Consider the following 17,737-nt stretch of genomic DNA (forward strand, 5'->3'; position numbering starts at 1 on the left):
TTAGTCTAAATAAGTAATTTTACCGGATTAATAATAAAACTATGCAGTAAAACTATTTATTTATGTATTCAAATGACAAAAAACAAAGCAACCTCAGGTTGTATCAATGGAAAATGAAATGTTTTCTGTTGGGACTCTTTATCCTGCCAACGACCACTTTTGCGCAGGTTTCCAATTACATTTTCTCCCAGAATCCGGGAACTTATACAGAACTTGCCAATCCGGTAGTTCTGGCAACGGCAACAGCGTTGTCCGGTTCGGCCTCTTTAGACGATGTGATCTACACTATTCCGGACAATAGCATACCGTTTGCTTTTACGCTGAACAATATTGCTTATTCCGGTGCGAAAGTAAGCACAAACGGTTTTGTTACATTGGGAGCTACCGCTCCGAGCTCGTCGCTAACAAGCCCGATCTCGAACAGTACCGGATATACTGCTGCAATCAGTGCTGTGGGTTCCGATTTAAATGCCTTATTTAATATTGAGGGCAAAACCGGATCCATAGGATATGAAGTAGTGGGAACCGCTCCAAACCGTGAGTTTGTAATTGAGTGGAAACATTTCAGACCGTATTCGTCTTCTGCTACTGTAAGCAGTTATTTCGACTGGAATTTCCAGATCCGTTTGCGGGAAAACAATACTGTCGCCATTGTATATGATTTAAAAATCACCGGAGTGCCCACTTCGGCACTGGTTCAGGTTGGATTAAGAGGCGCTTCGGATGCAGATTATACAAACCGGTCTGCAGGCGGAACGGCAAACAGCCACTGGATGGCTACCGCAGCGGGAACCTCAAGTTCGTCAAGTGTTACCTGTAATTCAACTTCATTGCCAACATCCGGATATACTTTTGTATGGACACCACCGTCACCATGTGTGGCACCTGTTGCACAGCCATCCAATTTAGTGCTAACAGTGGCCGGAACTACGGTTAACGGAGTGTTTGAAGCGGCATCACCGGCAGTTGACAAATACCTGGTTGTGAGAACACCGCTGGGAACAGCTCCAACGCCGCCGGTTAACGGTATGACCTATGCCACCGGAACAGGACTGGGCGGTTATATTGTTTCCAATACCGCATCACTAACGTTTGTGAGTTCTGCATTAACCGGAAATACGGCTTATACCTTTACCGTTTTTGGCTATAACAGTGCCTGCTCCGGCGGACCGCTTTATAATGCAGTCAATCCGGTATCGCAAAACATTACCACCTGTCCGGCAGCACCGGGAACGGTTACAAATGCAAACATTACGGCAACTTCTTTCGATTTGAATTGGGTTGCTTCTGCCGGCGGATCGGCAGCAGCAGTTGCCTATTTTGTAGAAGTGGCTACCGATGCTAATTTTACCAGTCAGATTGCCGGTTCTCCTTTTAGTGCACAGGCAGCGTTGACGTATGCTGTTCAGAATATCAGCAACAGTACAAAATATTACTACAGGGTAAGAGCTAATAACGGTTGCAACAGTGCTTATTCAAGCGTTGGAAATCTAACCACTTTGTGTCTTCCTGTTGCGGCGTTTAATGAAAACTTCGACAATGCCGTTACACCGGATTTAGCCGGATGCTGGAGTAAAATAATCAGAGGAACCGGTACAGGCTCTTCATCGGTTGCGACGAGCAGTACCAGTGGCAGCAGTACGCCTAATGCCGTGAATCTATACAATTCCGGTGCGAATACTGATAATGCCGGTGTAGACGTTATATTGGTAAGCCCGCAGTTAACCAATTTAAATGCCGGAAACTACAGATTGCGATTCAAGGCAAGAAGAAGTTCTACGACGGCAGGAAACAATATCCAGGTCGGAACGCTGGATAACAATAGTGCTACAGCAGTATTTACCCCATTTGGAAGTGTTACGGAACTTACAACGGAATATAAAGAGTTTACCGTATATTTTACAAACTATACCGGTACGGATTCTTTTATCGGATTAAAAAGAAAAGGAAGCACAACCTATTCGAATGTATTTGTAGACGATGTGGTATGGGAAGCAATTCCGTCATGTTTATCACCGGTTACCCTTACTGTATCGGGAATTACTCCGAATCAGGCGGCGATCAGCTGGAATTTCGATTCGAATGCAGGAGCGCCAAACGGAGGATATGAATATTTTATTTCCGATACCAATACGCCTCCTGGTTTAACAGATCTTTTATTGCAAACAACACAAACAACCGCGACTATCGGGCAGTTACAATCCGGTACGACATATTATGTATTTGTGAGAAGTGTGTGTGGAGCTAACGATAAAAGTAACTGGACTAAAACATCTTTTACCACCATATTGACCACTCCGGCACCTTGGCTGGAGCCTTTTACAGGAACTACAACTCCGAACGGATGGACAACTACCGGATGGACAATCGGAACCGAGAGAGGTGCGACAGGAAATACCGGTAATAATATCTATAAAAACTTATACAACACGGCACCGACAGGAACATTCAAAACCATAAATGTAGGACCGCTTCCGGCGAACTACCAGTTGAGTTTTGATTATAAACAATCTGCCTTTTCTACACCCTATTCTCCTTTGGCTACATGGGGTAATTATACGGTAGAAGTTTCTACGGATTTCGGCACTACCTGGACCAATATCACCAATATTGAGAATGAACAGGGAACCGGTAATTATATCAGTAAAGTATACTCTCTGGCGGCTTATGCAACGCAGTATGTTTCTATAAGAGTAACGGCCAACAGAACAGCCGGAGATTACGATCTTTCTTTCGACAATTTTAAAATTGATGCCGCACCGGATAATACTGTTCCGGTAACCAGCGTGGTGGTTACTACAGAAAATAATGTACCGGCAGCGATAACCACAAATCACGGTACGTTACAGTTAGTAGCTGCGGCTTTACCGGCAAATGCCAATCAGCAGGTAAGCTGGTCTGTTTCCAATAATATGGGCATGGCAACGGTTTCTGCTACAGGATTGGTAACGGCCGTTACAAACGGAGTGGTTACCGTAAGAGCAACCGCTACTGCCGATACGGCTATTTTTGGTGAAATCCAGATTGCCATCACCAACCAGTTACCGGTTTATTGTACGCCGGCTTTCCCTCAGGGAGTGGAACCGATCACACTGGTTGATTTTGCAGGAATTAATAATGTTACTTCAAATGCCCTGACAAGTCCGGCCTATGAAGATTTTACAGCAATTACCGGAACGGTTGTTAAAGGACAAAACTATCCTATTAAATTAAAAGGAAATACGGACGGAAGTTTGAGCAGCTATTTTAAAGTTTATATCGACTGGAATCAGAACGGAACGTTCGAAACGGAAGAAGGATATGAACTGGGTTATATTAGCAACTCAACGGGAATTGATGCAAAAGAATTAACCGGTACGATTCCTGTGCCGCAGACAGCCTTTTTGGGAACAACCCGAATGAGAGTGCTTAAAAAATTCGCATCACAAAGTATCGCTCCTTGTAATACGGAAAGCTACGGACAGGCTGAAGATTATACACTGCTTGTTGAGGAAACCATGGGTAGTGGCGATTTTGATAAAACAAACTATGTTGTTTATCCGAATCCAACAACTTCAGTGGTAAATATCCAGTCGGATGCAGCAGTGAAATCCGTTAAAGTTTACAACCATTCAGGACAGCTGGTAAAAGAAGATAAAAACAATACACTTGATTTATCAGCAGTTTCAGAAGGGATGTATATTTTACAGATCACTTTTGAAAATGGCAAATCCGCCACCCGGAAAATTATTAAAAAATAGTTTTTCGTTTTTTTGATTTGAAAAGCTCCGGATTTCCGGAGCTTTTTTGTTAAGAAATTTTTCCTACATTTGCACCGGAATGAAAACACAAAAAAGACATATCGCCGTACTATCACAGGATAGTAATAATCGTTTAGGAGGGGATTTCCCGGCCAAACGTAGGGCGTATGGGTATTATTTTGATGTTTAAACAATCCGCAAAATTGTAAGAAACGTTTAAAAATATAGCAAAGCGTCCTGATTTCAGGGCGCTTTTTTTATTGCAGATATGCAAAAAAGGTTGCTGCGAACAGCAAAAAATAGTTAAAAACAGTTACGGAATGGAATTCCGAATAAAAAAATGAAAAAAAATGTTTAATGAATTATCATAATAGTCCCAAATAGCCTTGAATAGTAATCAGATGAGAGACAGCCATTTGAGAAAAACAGTAAACCGCTTTCGTTAGCGGACAGGGATTGCTTTGCTCTAAAATCATGTATAACTATCTGATAATCACAAAAATAAATTAAAAAATACTTGCACGGTTGAAAAATTCAACTTTATCTTTGCAGCAGAAAATTACAGCACAACAATGACAAGAATACAGGCAACATATAAAACACTATTACAAATGAATTTCAATTCAGTAAAAAATACTATCGGAAGCAATCCTCTTACTGGATTTGACTTTCAGCGAATACGGGTGTATCCATAATGCATAAGATCATGATAATCTTATACAATTGATGAGCACCTTATACAAGGTGCTTTTTTTATGCCCTTACAAAAGATTCTGTAGCTCAATTGGCAGAGCGCTTGACTGTTAATCAATAGGTTGAAGGTTCGAATCCTTCCAGAATCGCAGGAGTTCTTAGAAAGGAACCGGACTTATTGGGATTTCCGACTGTCTCTCGGAAATCTCATAAAGTCAGCCGGAATGGTGGTGTACCCGGTGTGCACGTCTGCCTGAAGCGCAGAAGGTATTCGTTCAATTCGGATCCGTTCCACAATAAAATGAAGTTTAATTTAAAAAAGGTACGCTATGAGACCAGACATTTTAAAAAGGTTTTTAACCAATACTGATGAAATAGGAAGATTTTTAATGAAATCAGGAAAAACAGGAATCATCTATTTTGTGGAGCCGCTTTACAATGGAAAAACGCCGGAATGGGGTGATGTGGATCCGGCTACCAAAAAAAATACCGGCAATTGCGGTTCCGGATATACCGGAGCCGTTACCCGGAAGGAATCGATCATTACCGAAGAAAACGATTTTGTAAATATTGGCTATTGCAACGGAAGTTCTTTAGGAGAGACATGCAGGCGGAATCAGGAACATTTAAAACGGATGTACCATGGATAAGCTGTTATATAACCGGATAGCCTTAGTGGGGATTGAACCGGAAGAATACGACATTATACAGGCGAATTACCAGGGCCATATCGTCTGGCATCAGGCCATACCGAAAATACTGATCAAAGACGGAACGCTGCTTATGGAAAAACAAACCGGAGTAGGGATGCTGCCCATTGACAAAGTGGTGTACTATGGAATTTATGAAAACGATTTCGATTTTATAACCGGTCTGGCGCTATGGGGAGGCGATTGTTTCCCAAATGCCCTCGGCATGATGGATTGCCGGCTAAAGATTCCGTGCCTGGTAAAAGCGATGCAGTATTCCCGTTTTAGTTCACCCAGAGGGTTTATTTCGGAAGATACCGAGATGGATACTCAAACGGATACTGTGGCAAAATGGGGCAACTGGCACTGCGGGGAAAACAAACACCGTTTTTCAGGATACTGGAAAAGTGAGGAAGCTTCCGTGATTGAGCCTTTCTTTAGCGGTGAGGCTGTCCGGATCATGATTATCGGTACCGAAGCCTGGCAGATAAAGCTTGAAGGAGCAACCTGGCTAAAATCGATACATCCGGATGAAGCCTGCTTTATGCCGGTCGATCCGGAACTGTTGGAAGATTCGAAACAGCTGATGGAAAAACTCCGGATGGACATGATCGGAAACGATTATATCCTCGGGGATAACGGAACAAAATATTTACTGGAAGTAAACCATATTCCGAATATCACCCGGTTTGAATCCGTCAGATTAACATATTTACACACTGTTATTGCGTGGATTAAAAAATAATTTGAAAAAATATTTATATACGCACATATACTGCGTAGTTGTGTTGAAATCTTTGTCCGGTAATACATGACAACGTTTAAAACACATTTTAAAAATATCAGACAAGTCCTGTTGTGTGTTTCGGTATAGCACCATTGCAATATACTTTGCTTAGCGGTATTAAGTTTTATTGTGCAACTTGATTTGAAGGTTTTACTGTTTTCCAAAAAAGCAGCAATGAATTGCAGGTTCGAGTCCTGCTTCCGGTTAAACGGAATTGCGAAATTGGTAATCGCACAAGTTTAGGGGACTTGTTTCATTTAAAAGGGTTCGAATCCCTGCGTATTTACATACGTTAGCTCGTCCGGTTGAGTACTACACTTCTAATGTAGTTTTTGTTACAGGCCAAAAGTCTGTGAGACCGAGTTGGCATTTCTCTAAAAAATGCACCAGAAAACGATTGTGCCTTTGTTGGTGATTATTGCCTGCAATGTCGATAATCACATTCCTGACAAGACCTGAGATCAGGCTTTGTTTATGGAAAAACAGATTTGCTTTATTGTTTGCTCTTTTTTTAGGAAAAGAAATATAGCCATAAACCATTCCTGCGGATCTGTAAACCACTTGTTTTCCGTCCTTTTCAGGAAACAACGGCCATCGTTTTTATTAAAAAGATTTAAAAATTTAAAAAATACAGTTATGTTAAAAAAAATACATATTAAAGCTTTACAAACCGCTTTGGTTTTCCAGAATCAGAAATTGATTCAGGTATTACAGGAAGGTTCTTACTGGATTTTCGGTAATAAGGAAGTGGTTATTTACGATAACAATACTGCCTTTCATTCCCAGTATGAATTAAATTATATCATGCAGAATGAAGCATTGGCAGCTATGTTAACGGTTGTTGAAGTAGCTGATGATCAGATTGTATTGCAATTTGAAAACGGTAACTTTAAAGAAGTAATGACAGCCGGCCGTTATGCCTTTTGGAAAGGTTTTATCAAACGGGAATTTATTACGGTCGATTTATCCAAAGTGGATATTACAGAAGCTGTTCCGATAACTTTATTGGACAACATCCGCATCAGTAATTATGTACGCCGCTTTTTGGTTTTGAGCCATGAAAAAGCATTGTTGTATATTAACGGTGTGTTCATCAAAGAATTGACAGCCGGAATGCATTATTTCTGGAAGAATAATACCACTGTAGAAGTACGGACAATCGATGTCCGCCAGCAACAAATGGAGATCTCCGGTCAGGAATTATTAACGAGAGATAAAGCGGCCTTGCGCATTAATTTTTTTGTTCGTTATCAGATAACCGATATTATTAAAGCATTGGTTATTAATAAAGATACCGAAAAACAATTGTATATTATGATGCAGTTGGCATTGCGTGCTTTTGTGGGAAGTTTGACCCTGGATGAATTATTGAATAAAAAGGATGCCATTGCCGAAATTATCTTGCAGGAAACAGCAGCCAGAATCAGTGAGTTGGGCTTAACGGTTTCCGATGCCGGTATCCGCGATGTGATCTTACCGGGCGATATGAAGGAAATCATGAACCAGGTATTGGTGGCCGAGAAAAAAGCACAGGCAAACAGCATCATGCGACGTGAAGAAACGGCAGCAACGCGCAGTTTATTGAATACTGCCAAATTAATGGAAGAAAATGAGATGTTATGGAAATTGAAAGAGATGGAATACGTTGAAAAAATTGCGGATAAAATTGGTGAGATCACCATTTCCGGCAGCGGTAACGTCATTGGTCAGTTGAAAGACATCTTTGTAAAATAACAAAACTACGGGTAGGGTATCCGTAGTTTTTAAAAAGATAAAAAATGAAAACAACAGCTAAAATTATCATTATAGATTTAGAAGCCACATGCTGGCAGGGACCGGTTCCGGCCGGACAGGAAAATGAAATTATTGAAATCGGGATTTGCGTGCTGGATAGCCATACCAGTGAAATAACGAAGAATCAGGGGATTTTAATAAAGCCGCAACATTCCGCTGTAAGTGCGTTTTGTACGGAATTAACAACAATTACCCAGGATTTGCTGGAACAAAAAGGAATTCCGTTTGCGGAAGCGTTGGAAAAACTTACGGAACAGTATGATCCAAAAGAATACACCTGGGCGAGTTATGGAGCCTACGACCTGAACATGTTAAAGAAACAATGTGCCCGGTTCAATCTGGATTACCCTATGGGAGCGGAGCATATCAATGTTAAAGTGCTCTTTGCCGAAACCAGAGGTTTGCAAAAACCTACCGGTATGAATGGCGCTTTAAGCATCCTGGATATTCCGCTGGAAGGAACCCATCACCGTGGTGTGGACGATGCCAAAAATATTGCCAAGATCCTGTATTGGTGCTTAAAGCAATAATTGTTTTTTGATGTAAAAGCTTCAGAATTCCGAAGCTTTTTTTATTGGTCAAAAGTGAGTTTACGGCTATTGGGATTACCGGAAATAACAGACCGGTAAATGGATTGTTTTCGGGAAAATTTCTATAATTTAGTAGATTATGTGCACAGTAACTTTTATAAACAGCAACGGTAAATACATCATTACCTCAAACCGTGATGAAATGATTGCCAGACCGGCTTTAGAGCCGCGAAAATATTTTGTTAACGGGCAGCAGGTTTTTTATCCTAAAGACAGTAAAGCAGGCGGAACCTGGTATGCAGTGAGCGAAAAAGGCCGTGTTGTTGTGCTTTTAAACGGAGCAGAGGAAAGGCTTGCCCGGAAAGCTGCTTACAGAATGAGCAGGGGACTGATCGTTTTGGAACTAATAAGCGCTGCATCAGTACTGCAAAGCTGGCGCAACATCAATTTAAACGAAATCGAATCTTTTACATTGGTTGTCTTTGAAGCGGATACATTATACCAGCTGCAATGGAACGAGGTCAGTAAAAGTGAAACGGAACTGGATGCCGCCAAAAACTATATCTGGTCCTCCGCAACCTTGTATCCGAAAGCGGTCAGGGAACAACGGGCTGAATGGTTTGCCCGTTTTGTAAAATCAAATCCGGTTATTACCGAATCGGAGATGATGACGTTTCATCATTATGCCGAAAATGAAGACTGCGAAAACGGACTGGTGATCAACAGGGATAATATCTTGAAAACGCTCAGTATTACGCAAACGATAATTCAGCAGCAAAAAGTGACGCTCAATCATGAAGACCTGACAGCAAACCAACAATTTACAAACACTTTTATTAGTGTTTAATCAGATTTAAGAAAGTTTAAAACTTGTTTTATTTTAAAGAATTATATGCGTTACATATTGTTTTTAGCTCTCAGTTTATTTTTAATCGGTTGTCATCAAAAAAAGGTGGTAGGAATTGTTCCATACAAAGGAATGGCTCCGGATAAGGTAGATACAATTTCAAAAGTTATTTCCAATTTTTATGATGTGAAAATTGTCGTTTTACCGGAGCGAAAACTATATAAGGAAGCTTATACAGCTGTAAAATCACCAAGATATAGAGCTGATAGTATTATAAGGATTCAAAAAAGGGCAGATCTGGATACGCTGGACTATGTTTTAGGATTAACAAACAGCGATATATCCATAACAAAATATGATACAAACGGAAATATTAGAAAACCGGAATCGAGGTATCGTGATTTTGGGATTATGGGATTGGCATATTGTCCCGGCAATAGTTCGGTCGTATCGACTTACCGGATACAACATAAAGATACTGAAATTACACTGTCAAGATTTAAAAAGGTCGTTATCCATGAATTCGGGCATAATTTAGGTTTGCCCCATTGTGAAGACAAGCACTGTGTGATGACCGATGCTGTCGAAAAGATTGCAACAGTGGATAATGCAAAAATGAAACTCTGTAAAAAATGTAAGGGGAAATTAAACTAATTTCCCCTTATTATTTTTATAAAATCGCTCTAACGGTAATGTGTGATTCTTCACCGCTTTGCCACAGATCGCCTTTAACGGTAATCGTATCACCAACAACAACTGTTTTGTATTGTTCGTGTTTGGTTAAATTAGAATGGCTGATGGTCGCAAAGAATACTTTTTTATCAGCAGTTTCCAAGGTTGCGGTATAACCGTCTTTACCGGGCTGGATAGCGGTAATTTTTCCGGAAACCGTTTCTGTTACCTGTGGAGCTGCTTCCGGTTCTGCTGCAGGAGCTGTCTGCTCAACTGCGGCCGGTTCCGGAACACTTTCCTCTTTTTTAGTCTGATTACAGCTTAATAATAAAGCCAGGGCAGCAAAGCTTGCGCTATTTCGTAATATATTTTTCATAGAAATTGATTTTAATACCAAAAATAGAAAATTTAAACAGGGAAAAGATTAATATTTTCCGTTTAACAATTCACCGCCAATAGGCGCTTTTGCTTCCAGTCCGAGTTTTTTCATCATTTCATAGGTCGTACAAACGGCGGCAGAAGTCACCGGAATCCCGATTTCTTTCTGGATCAGGTCAATCGCTTCCAAAGACGGCATCTGCACACAGGCAGAAGCTACCAGTACATCAACACCTTCCAGGTTCAGCCTTTTGTAGATGTCCAGCAGGTTCATCGGATCCTGCGCAGCCACTTCCAGATTATCCGGAATTTCCAGGGCAATCGAATCGACAACCTCAAATCCCTGATGTTCGATATAATCAACAACCAAATCCGTAAGCGGACGCATATAAGGCGTAATAACCGCTACTTTTTTAGCCCCCAAAACCTTTAAACCGTTAATCAGCGCACCGGCACTGGTAACGATAGGAGTAGGGAAGTCATTTTTTATGGTTTCCTGGTGCAGGTTCACTTCCGAAACGCAGTGGTAACCGCGCCCCATACTCATGATGGCTACCAGGCAGGCATAGCCCATAACATCGACATGCGCATCGGATAATTCCTGAGCACATTTCAAACTCATGGCATCCATTGCTTCCAGTTCTTCTTTGGTCACTTTTTTCATTCGCATACGGCTGGAATGAAAGGTAAAACGTTCCGGTAAAATCGTTTCACGGGAACGGAAAACAGCCGGAATTTCGGTTTCCATAGTTACGTTGGAACTGGGAACGATCTGGCCGATTCTGTATTTTTTCATGGGTATAATCGGGATATTAATTTTTATTTAATTCTTTGATTGTATTGGTTATAGTACCAATTCCTTCAACTGTTGCTTCAACCGTGTCGCCATCCCACATCCATTCCTGCGGATTGCGACCGGCACCCACACCGGCAGGTGTTCCGGTAGCAATAATATCGCCCGGTTCCAGGGTAAATACCGTACTCAGGTCTTCAATCAGATCGTTGATGTTGAACAACATAAACCGGGTATTGGAATTTTGTTTTTCAACCCCATTCAGCTTTAAAGACAGGTTCAGGTTATGCGGATCCGGGATTTCGTCTTTGGTAACCAGAACCGGTCCCATCGGTGCAAAAGTATCCTGTCCTTTTGAAACGATCCATTGCCCGGAACGACGGCAGTCTCTGGCACTGATATCGTTGATTATCGTATATCCGAAAACATAATCCAAAGCTTTTTCTTTGGCTACATATTTTCCTTCCTTACCGATAACAACGGCCAGTTCCACTTCCCAGTCCAGCTGCTGTGTTAGTTTCGGATTGTGAATGATAGCAGTATCTGTTCCGGTAACCGCTGTTGGCGGTTTTGAAAAAATTACCGGCTGTTGCGGCAATTCTTTGGATGTGTCCAGTGTTCTGGCACTTTCGGCAACGTGTTCGGTATAGTTTAATCCGATTCCGATAATATTTTTGCGGGGTTTCGGGATAGGAGCCAGGAACGTTACATTCGATAGCGGATAATAGCAATTGCTCTTTTGTTCTTCTGTCAGGCTGTCAATCAGGCTTTGTATTCGCTTAACCTCATCCAGCCCGAGGTCAATCAGATCCAGCATTGTCAGCGGAAGCGTTTCTTCTTTTATTCGGGCAACATCTTCAAGATCGATCATGTGATTGTCCTGAACAACTCCTAAACGCGGAGCAACATGGTTAATTCTGTAAGTAGCTAATTTCATTGTGTATTTTGATTCTTCGTGTAATTAAATGGTTTGAAAGCCGTTGTTTTCCGTATATGCCTGTTCCTGATACAATCCCAGCGATTTGATAACCGGTAAATCGTTAAACGAGAAAAGACAGGCGTCTTCTGTTTCGGAAAGGTTTACATGCTCGTGATATACCCATGACGGTACGCAGAAAATATCGCGCTCTTTCCAGTCATAGCGTTTTCCGCCAATGATGGAATAGCCTTTTCCTTTGGCACACTGGTATACGAACGAACCAGTATGCCTGTGGGCTTTGGTGTGTTCACCGGCACGCAGTAACTGCATCGAAGCACCCATGGTCTGCATAACCGGTCCGCCGGTTAGCGGATTGGAGTAATCCATGATGATGCCGTCATAAGGAGAGCCTTCGTTTACTTTTGCCGCTTCCAATAAAGCAGGATAAACAGTTTTCCAGGAATATTTAAACAATGGAGAGTACGGCTTATCCCAAACCCTGTCGGCAGGGATTAACCCGGCGCCGCTATAAGTTAACGGCAAATGGTTTAAAGGCGCTTCCAGAGGCTGTTTACCTTCATGAACGGCATAATCATTAGCTTCCAGGGCATTGACCAGCGGAATATCCAAACCATCCTGCCAGATACAGGTTTTGCCATCGGCTTCAACGCCGTGTTCGTGCCAGCTGGAATTGGGAGTGATCACAAAGTCATTAACTTCCAGCATGATCTTATTCCCGTCCACTACGGTGTAACCGCCGGAACCTTCCATGATAAAGCGCAGGGCAGAAGCCTTATGGCGGTGAGCCGAAGTACTTTCGCCCGGTCGGGTAACCTGAATACCAGTGTATAGCCAGCCTACGGCGGCACTTACGTCTTTTCGTTTGTCATTTACCAGATAAACCACACGGCGGCCGGCTTGTTCCGGTGTAACCAGTTCGGATGATTTTAGTACCAGTTCGCGTAAGTTTTCATATTTCCACAGCATCGGAACCGAAGAAGTCCGCGGTTCCCAGGGCTCAATATCGTTGGCAACGGTCCACAAGGCACCGGCACCTAATGTTTCCAGTTCTTTATAGTAGGCTTCCAGTTCCGGAGTATCTTTTACCCGGGCTCTGCCAATAACATCATCATTAAATGGATCATTCATAATTATTCCTTATTAAATGCTTCGTGACTGTTAATAAAAGTTATTTTTCGGGTTGGCGCCGTGTTTACGCGCAAATCGAAAATATCGAATCGGTTGTAATGCCCTAAAATGTCATGCATCTGTTTGGGCTGTATGCATTTTGCCAGATCAATATCGGCATATACGATACCTTCCTCATCAATTAGCGGTTCGCCGATCACGGCTCCGTTTGGTCCTATAAACCCGGAGAAAGCCGAGTTTTTTCGGGTTAGTAATTCTTCCACATTCGGGACATCTTCTTTTAGTGCATCCATAATTTCCTGTGAAATTGTAGAGCAGGAAACAATGGTAAACAGTTTGCCTTCAAAAGAATGTGCCGCTGCCCGGATTTTAATAGCTTCCGCCATATTGTAATCCGGCGGAGCTACCGGAAGGGAAATATAATTGGCAATGTGAATCAGTTCGCCTTGTGCCAGCAGCGTAAACCGTGCCAGCGTATTGGTGTTTTCACCACAGGCCAGCGTTCCGATAGGGCCAATTTCGGTGGGATATACTTTAAGGGACGAACCGTCGCCGGAAGTCCATGTTAGTTTTTCTGCCCAGGTAGGGACTAATTTCCGGTGTTTGCCAATGCAGTTTCCCTGATTGTCAATGATCAGATTGGTGTTGTAAATTTCGCCATAGCTGGTACCGCGCTCGTTAATACCCATAACAATATGGATGTTATGCGTTTTGGCAGCCTGGTAAATCCGTTTCATTTCCGGATCATCCACCGCTACAGCATTGCGGTATAACACTTCATACCATTTGCTTCCCTGAACCGGTGTCATGATCCAGTTCCAGTACGGATAACCGGCAATAAAAACCTCCGGAAAGGCGATGAGCTGTGCGCCGTTTGCGGCGGCTTCTGCAATTATACCGATGGCCTTGTCAACCGTTTTCTCCACGTTTAGAAAAACCGGAGCTGTCTGGACGGTGGCGGCTTTAAATTTTGAAAAATCCATTGTAATTTTTGATATATGATTTTTGAGGTATGATATATGATTTGGGATGTTTGATATATGATGTATGATATACCATTTGGGATGTGAACAACAACCGGATCTTATAGCGTTACCAATAAATACTTATTAATTTTATGCTTCATGTCTTCAGAAAAAGCTTCGGCTTTGATATTGTTCCGGTTTTCGGTAAAAGCAACATTAACAAGCGTTACTTCGCCTTCCAGGCATATTGTTCCCTTTTCATCCTCAAACTGAAATCCGCACAACAGGGAAGCACCGCCCAGGTGTTTTACCCATAATTTTTTGGTCAGGGTTTCTCCCAAACGGGCCGCTTTTTTGAATTGTACTTTTAAATCTACCGTTGGGATGCCGTTTGTTTCGTGCATTTTGGAAAACGGACGTTCCAGTGCTTCTTCAAACCAGTCTTCAACCAGGCAGTTCAGCATTTCCAGAAAGCGGGGATAAAATACGATTCCGGCATAATCAACATGCTGGAAGCGGACTTTTTCAGTTTTTATAAAATATTGGTTCATGGTATTGTAATAATTAATTTAGAAACTTTCCGCAACGGCTTTTTTCCAAAAGAAGGCAAATTCTTTAGGAACGGTTGTTTCGTTTAACAAACAACCACGCTCGATTTCCGGATACATTTCATAATAGGTTTCTATTTTTGTTCCGCTCACGCGGGCACTGATAACAGTCCGGTCAACATCGTCCGGATGTTCCAGTCCGGCAGAAGCCATCAGTTCCATGGCACTTTTAACGGTTTCATGCTGAAAACGGGCAACACGCACGCTTTTTTCTTCCGGAACCAGTCCTTTTACCAGTTTGGGATCCTGTGTGGCAACACCGGTCGGACAGGTATTGGCATGGCATTCCAATGCCTGAATACAGCCCAAAGCAAACATCATTCCGCGTGCCGAATTGCAGACATCTGCACCAATCGACAGGCATTTGATAATGTCGAATCCGGTAATTACTTTTCCGCTGGCAATGATCTTGATCTCATCCTTAATGCCAAAACCGTTTAAACAGTCATATACAAAGGCTAAAGCTTCCCGTAACGGCATACCCACATGATCGGAATATTCCTGAGGCGCCGCCCCGGTTCCGCCTTCGCCGCCATCGACAGTGATAAAGTCAAAATAGGTCCGGGTTTGTACCATTGCTTTGCAAATGGCTAAGAATTCCGATTTGTTACCAATACAGATTTTCATCCCGATCGGTTTTCCTCCGGAGCCTTTGCGCAGGATTTTGATAAAGTCCATCAATTCCAGTGGTGTCGAAAAAGCGGAATGTCTTGGCGGGGAAATAATATCGTTCCCTTTTTCGACCAGACGAATGGCTGCAATTTCATCGGTTACCTTTTGTTTCGGTAAAATTCCGCCATGTCCCGGTTTGGCTCCCTGTGAAAATTTGATCTCGATCATTTTTACATTGTCCAGAATGGCTCTTTTGGAGAATTCTTCATACGAGAATTTGCCTTCTTTATCGCGGCAGCTGAAATATCCGGTTCCGATGTTCCAGACAATATCGCCGCCGTTTTGAAGGTGATAAGGTGAAAGTCCGCCTTCGCCGGTATTGTGGTAAAAACCACCTTGCTTAGCACCGGAATTTAAAGCCAGGATAGCATTTTTACTTAGGGAACCGTAGCTCATCGCACTGATGTTGAATAAGCTGGCCATATACGGTTTTTCACATTGTGAGGAGCCGATCTTGATTTTCGGATCGGGATCCACTTCCGAAAAAGGAATGGCTTTAATACTGTGGTTGATCCATTTGTAGCCGGGTTCGTAAACGTTTAACTGCGTTCCGAACGGCATGGAATCCGTTTCTTTTTTACTGCGCTGGTACACCAGGCTGCGCTGCAAACGGTTAAAAGGTTTTCCGGCCGTGTCGGTTTCGATAAAATACTGGCGCATTTCCGGTCCGATCGATTCCAGCAGGTAACGCATTCTTCCCAGTAAAGGGAAATTTCGTTTGATACTCTGTTTGGACTGGTACATGTCATGTAGTCCCATCGCTATTAACGGAAGGAATATTAATAGCAGAAAACTGAATTTCCAATTCACATAGATTAAAATCGCTGTTATGGATAAAATGGTTATACTGAAAACTACAAATGCTTTTCTCATCCTGTTACTATTTTAGTTTATATCGTTGAATTTTTCCTGTTTCCGTTTTGGGAAGACTATCTAAAAAACGAATTTCTCTCGGATATTTATACGGGGCAGCCACATCTTTAAACCAGTTCTGAATCGATTTTCCAAAATCGTTGCCCGCTTTGGATTTGTCTTTCAGAACAATATACGAGCAAACCAGCATACCGCGTTCTTCATCCGGTAATCCTACAACGGCACATTCGGCAATTTCCGGATGAGTGAGCAATACGCTTTCTACTTCAATGGCAGCAATATTATAGCCGGAAGAGATGATCATGTCATCCCCGCGGGCGATAAACCAGAAATAACCGTCTTCATCTTTTTTAAAGATGTCACCCGTCAGGTTCCAGCCGTTTTGTACATATTCTTTTTGTTTGTCCGTTCGGTTCAGGTAACGGCAGCCGGTAATTCCGCGAACGGCTAATCTTCCCGGTTCGTTAACCCCAAGATCGTTTCCTTTTTTGTCTACTATTTTGGCTTCATAACCGTGAATAGGCAAACCGGTAGCGCCTTTTCTCATATTGTCGTCATTGGACGAAATAAAAATATGCAGCATTTCGGTAGCTCCGATTCCGTCTATTATTTTTAACCTGGTGGCATCATACCAATCTTCCCATACCTTTAAAGGTAATGTTTCTCCTGCAGAAATACACTTGCGAAGCGAAGAAATATCATATTCTTTAACTTTTGTTGCCAAAACACGCCATGCGGTAGGAGCAGTAAAGCAAACCGTTATTTTGTGTTTCTGAATGGCTTCCAGGAGCAATTCCGGTGACGGTTTTTCAATCAGAAAAGTGGAAGCACCATAATAGAAAGGAAACAATACCAATCCGCCTAATCCGAAAGTAAAGCCTAATGGCGGGCTTCCGGTAAAAATATCTTCCGGTTTGGGCTGCAGGGAATATTTTGGGAAAGCTTCACAAATCAGGACAATGTCGCGATGATAATGTGCGGTCATTTTAGGATTTCCGGTTGTACCGGAAGTAAACCCAATCAATGAAACAGAATCGGATTTGGTTTTATAATTGGTAAATGTTTTGGATTTGTGCTGAAGCATGTCTTCAAGTTCACAATTGGTTTTTTCGGAACCGTCATAGTGTACCACTTTCTTTAAAAAGGGAGAACGAACCAGATCCATTTCCTCTTTCAGGCGGTAATCGCAAAACACGTGCGTGATTTCGGCACTTTCGATCATTACCGATAATTCTTTTTCTCTTAAAAGCGGCATAGTGGCCACTACGATTCCACCGGCTTTTAAGATGCCGAACCAGCAGGCAACAAACATCGGATTGTTGGCAGAACGGATTAAAACCCTGTTGCCGCTAACGAAATCCATGTCGTCAGTAAGTGCATTGGCAATCTGGTTAGCCTTGTCATACAAATTCTGAAATGTCCAGGTGGTTTCAAAGGTGCGTATCGCAATATGATGGCCGCGGTTTTCTTGAATGTGAATGTCCAGTAATTGCTCGGCACAATTCAGATCTTCCGGAAATTCAAAATCCGTATGATTGAAAATATAGTCCGGCTGGTGTTTGTCTGCCGGCAGATTGTTATGAGCGAAATTATCACTATAATGTTTCATTATTAATTACAAATTAGGA

Annotated in this window: 16 protein-coding genes and 2 tRNA genes; 9 read left to right on the plus strand and 9 right to left on the minus strand. The window is 42.2% G+C overall.

Annotated features, from left to right (window positions below; all coding sequences use genetic code 11):
• Nucleotides 1-62: 62 nt before the first annotated feature.
• From BGO42_RS02375 to BGO42_RS02395, 5 genes are all read left to right on the plus strand, one after another.
• Nucleotides 63-3,740: an NIDO-like domain-containing protein gene (locus tag BGO42_RS02375; RefSeq protein WP_273245723.1), complete on the plus strand. Its 3,678-nt coding sequence runs from the start codon at nucleotides 63-65 to the stop codon at nucleotides 3,738-3,740.
• A gap of 769 nt (nucleotides 3,741-4,509) precedes the next feature.
• Nucleotides 4,510-4,582, plus strand: a tRNA-Asn gene (locus BGO42_RS02380).
• 72 nt (nucleotides 4,583-4,654) lie between these two features.
• Nucleotides 4,655-4,727 (plus strand) — tRNA-Phe (locus BGO42_RS02385).
• A gap of 35 nt (nucleotides 4,728-4,762) precedes the next feature.
• A complete protein-coding gene (locus tag BGO42_RS02390; protein ID WP_273245725.1) occupies nucleotides 4,763-5,083 on the plus strand; it encodes a hypothetical protein in 321 nt (106 codons plus the stop codon).
• Nucleotides 5,076-5,867, plus strand: coding sequence for an ATP-grasp domain-containing protein (locus tag BGO42_RS02395; RefSeq protein WP_273245727.1), 792 nt, complete (start codon nucleotides 5,076-5,078; stop codon nucleotides 5,865-5,867). Before BGO42_RS02390 ends, BGO42_RS02395 begins: the two co-directional genes overlap by 8 nt.
• A gap of 354 nt (nucleotides 5,868-6,221) precedes the next feature.
• On the opposite strand, the gene BGO42_RS02400 is transcribed toward BGO42_RS02395, so the two are convergent.
• Nucleotides 6,222-6,497, minus strand: coding sequence for a hypothetical protein (locus BGO42_RS02400; RefSeq protein WP_273245729.1), 276 nt, complete (start codon nucleotides 6,495-6,497; stop codon nucleotides 6,222-6,224).
• Between the two features lie 48 nt (nucleotides 6,498-6,545).
• Here BGO42_RS02400 and BGO42_RS02405 point away from each other — a divergent pair, with 48 nt between their 5' ends.
• From BGO42_RS02405 to BGO42_RS02420, 4 genes are all read left to right on the plus strand, one after another.
• Nucleotides 6,546-7,643, plus strand: a complete 1,098-nt coding sequence (locus BGO42_RS02405; RefSeq protein ID WP_273245731.1) for a slipin family protein — start codon at nucleotides 6,546-6,548, stop codon at nucleotides 7,641-7,643.
• Between the two features lie 44 nt (nucleotides 7,644-7,687).
• Nucleotides 7,688-8,233, plus strand: coding sequence for a 3'-5' exonuclease (locus BGO42_RS02410; protein ID WP_177734484.1), 546 nt, complete (start codon nucleotides 7,688-7,690; stop codon nucleotides 8,231-8,233).
• Between the two features lie 139 nt (nucleotides 8,234-8,372).
• Nucleotides 8,373-9,080 (plus strand): NRDE family protein, encoded by a 708-nt coding sequence (locus BGO42_RS02415; protein ID WP_273245734.1) that lies wholly within the window; start codon nucleotides 8,373-8,375, stop codon nucleotides 9,078-9,080.
• A 105-nt stretch (nucleotides 9,081-9,185) separates the two neighbouring features.
• Nucleotides 9,186-9,734 carry a matrixin family metalloprotease gene (locus tag BGO42_RS02420; protein ID WP_273245736.1) on the plus strand — a complete coding sequence of 183 codons (549 nt, stop codon included), beginning with the start codon at nucleotides 9,186-9,188 and terminating at the stop codon, nucleotides 9,732-9,734.
• A 16-nt stretch (nucleotides 9,735-9,750) separates the two neighbouring features.
• Here BGO42_RS02420 and BGO42_RS02425 read toward each other — a convergent pair whose 3' ends face one another.
• The 8 genes from BGO42_RS02425 to BGO42_RS02460 form a co-directional block, all read right to left on the minus strand.
• On the minus strand, nucleotides 9,751-10,128 hold the full coding sequence (locus BGO42_RS02425) for a hypothetical protein (RefSeq protein WP_273245737.1): 378 nt from the start codon (nucleotides 10,126-10,128) through the stop codon (nucleotides 9,751-9,753).
• A 48-nt stretch (nucleotides 10,129-10,176) separates the two neighbouring features.
• The gene (locus BGO42_RS02430) at nucleotides 10,177-10,926 is read right to left on the minus strand and encodes a maleate cis-trans isomerase family protein (RefSeq protein WP_273245739.1); all 750 of its coding nucleotides are present in this window, start codon (nucleotides 10,924-10,926) and stop codon (nucleotides 10,177-10,179) included.
• Nucleotides 10,927-10,942: 16 nt separating this feature from the next.
• A complete protein-coding gene (locus tag BGO42_RS02435; RefSeq protein ID WP_177734480.1) occupies nucleotides 10,943-11,860 on the minus strand; it encodes a fumarylacetoacetate hydrolase family protein in 918 nt (305 codons plus the stop codon).
• A gap of 24 nt (nucleotides 11,861-11,884) precedes the next feature.
• Complete coding sequence (locus tag BGO42_RS02440; RefSeq protein ID WP_177734479.1) at nucleotides 11,885-12,991, minus strand: cupin domain-containing protein; 1,107 nt, start codon at nucleotides 12,989-12,991, stop codon at nucleotides 11,885-11,887.
• 2 nt (nucleotides 12,992-12,993) lie between these two features.
• A complete protein-coding gene (locus BGO42_RS02445; RefSeq protein ID WP_177734478.1) occupies nucleotides 12,994-13,974 on the minus strand; it encodes a carbon-nitrogen hydrolase family protein in 981 nt (326 codons plus the stop codon).
• Between the two features lie 101 nt (nucleotides 13,975-14,075).
• Entirely contained in the window at nucleotides 14,076-14,507 is a 432-nt protein-coding gene (locus tag BGO42_RS02450) for an acyl-CoA thioesterase (protein WP_273245742.1), read from the minus strand.
• Between the two features lie 18 nt (nucleotides 14,508-14,525).
• On the minus strand, nucleotides 14,526-16,109 hold the full coding sequence (locus BGO42_RS02455) for an FMN-binding glutamate synthase family protein (RefSeq protein ID WP_273245743.1): 1,584 nt from the start codon (nucleotides 16,107-16,109) through the stop codon (nucleotides 14,526-14,528).
• Nucleotides 16,110-16,116: 7 nt separating this feature from the next.
• Nucleotides 16,117-17,718, minus strand: coding sequence for an AMP-binding protein (locus BGO42_RS02460; RefSeq protein ID WP_273245745.1), 1,602 nt, complete (start codon nucleotides 17,716-17,718; stop codon nucleotides 16,117-16,119).
• Nucleotides 17,719-17,737: the final 19 nt, after the last annotated feature.

The sequence above is a fragment of the Flavobacterium sp. 40-81 genome, from assembly GCF_001898245.1.
In the GTDB taxonomy this organism is placed as follows: Bacteria; Bacteroidota; Bacteroidia; order Flavobacteriales; family Flavobacteriaceae; genus Flavobacterium; species Flavobacterium inviolabile.

Bases quoted from the DNA above. Each gene is read 5' to 3' on its own strand.
- BGO42_RS02405 (WP_273245731.1), top strand. From the start codon at position 6,546: ATGTTAAAAAAAATACATATTAAAGCTTTACAAACCGCTTTGGTTTTC.
- BGO42_RS02415 (WP_273245734.1), top strand. From the start codon at position 8,373: ATGTGCACAGTAACTTTTATAAACAGCAACGGTAAATACATCATTACC.
- BGO42_RS02390 (WP_273245725.1), top strand. From the start codon at position 4,763: ATGAGACCAGACATTTTAAAAAGGTTTTTAACCAATACTGATGAAATA.
- BGO42_RS02425 (WP_273245737.1), bottom strand. From the start codon at position 10,128: ATGAAAAATATATTACGAAATAGCGCAAGCTTTGCTGCCCTGGCTTTA.
- BGO42_RS02455 (WP_273245743.1), bottom strand. From the start codon at position 16,109: ATGAGAAAAGCATTTGTAGTTTTCAGTATAACCATTTTATCCATAACA.
- BGO42_RS02395 (WP_273245727.1), top strand. From the start codon at position 5,076: ATGGATAAGCTGTTATATAACCGGATAGCCTTAGTGGGGATTGAACCG.
- BGO42_RS02435 (WP_177734480.1), bottom strand. From the start codon at position 11,860: ATGAAATTAGCTACTTACAGAATTAACCATGTTGCTCCGCGTTTAGGA.
- BGO42_RS02430 (WP_273245739.1), bottom strand. From the start codon at position 10,926: ATGAAAAAATACAGAATCGGCCAGATCGTTCCCAGTTCCAACGTAACT.
- BGO42_RS02440 (WP_177734479.1), bottom strand. From the start codon at position 12,991: ATGAATGATCCATTTAATGATGATGTTATTGGCAGAGCCCGGGTAAAA.
- BGO42_RS02375 (WP_273245723.1), top strand. From the start codon at position 63: ATGTATTCAAATGACAAAAAACAAAGCAACCTCAGGTTGTATCAATGG.
- BGO42_RS02450 (WP_273245742.1), bottom strand. From the start codon at position 14,507: ATGAACCAATATTTTATAAAAACTGAAAAAGTCCGCTTCCAGCATGTT.
- BGO42_RS02460 (WP_273245745.1), bottom strand. From the start codon at position 17,718: ATGAAACATTATAGTGATAATTTCGCTCATAACAATCTGCCGGCAGAC.
- BGO42_RS02445 (WP_177734478.1), bottom strand. From the start codon at position 13,974: ATGGATTTTTCAAAATTTAAAGCCGCCACCGTCCAGACAGCTCCGGTT.
- BGO42_RS02410 (WP_177734484.1), top strand. From the start codon at position 7,688: ATGAAAACAACAGCTAAAATTATCATTATAGATTTAGAAGCCACATGC.